General features: G+C 44.1%; 1 protein-coding gene. It reads right to left on the reverse strand.

The genetic code is table 11. From position 1 onward, the window contains the following. Positions 1–56: 56 nt before the first annotated feature. The coding region (locus tag HC175_RS15500) for a zinc-binding dehydrogenase (protein WP_168139355.1) at positions 57–839 on the reverse strand (783 nt) is incomplete at its 5' end.

An 839-nucleotide genomic window follows, 5' to 3' on the forward strand; every position in this document is an offset into this window, starting at 1 on the left:
TCATCTCCGATCATGTGTTTCTTTTTAAAATTAAAAATTTGTTTTTGGCTTTTTACTTAAGCTGAAGGCGGAATAAGTACTGTTTTAATACAGTTATCCAGTTTTTTGCTGAATATGTGATAACCTTCTCCAACTTCTTCCAACGGAATGCGATGAGTGATCATTGCCTTAGGATCGATAATACCATTTTTGACATGCTCTATCATCTTAGGCAGCAATCTCTTTACTGAAGCCTGACTTGCCCGAATGGTAATTCCTTTATTCACCACATTTCCAATTGGCACCAGGGCATCAATAGGTCCGTAGACTCCAACAATGGAAACGATCCCTCCCTTTTTAACAGAATTGATCGCCCAATGAAGAGCAGTTGTGGAACCACCCTGCATGAGTAATTTTCTTCCCAGCATGGTGTTCATGGTATCTCCCGCCGCTTCGGCACCTACAGCATCAATACAAACATCGGCGCCTAAGGAATCTGTAATCTTTTTGATAAAAACCACAGGATCTTCAAGATGTTTAAAATTATAAACCTCACATTGAGCGAATTCCTTCACAAATTCCAGCCTGTAGTCCAGCTGATCAATGACAATGACTCGTCCCGCTCCAAACAGCCAGGCACATTTGGCAGCCATGATCCCAATTGGACCGGCTCCAAAAACCACTACGGTATCTCCTTCCTGGATTCCACCCATTTCGGCAGCCTGATAACCTGTTGGCACCACATCTGTTAGCAGTACGGCATCATCGGGATCCATCCAATCTGGTATAACAGTTGGCCCGACATCGGCATAAGGAACACGCACATATTCGGCCTGGCCTCCATTATAGCCCCCGGTAGT

The organism is Salinimicrobium oceani (assembly GCF_012037645.1).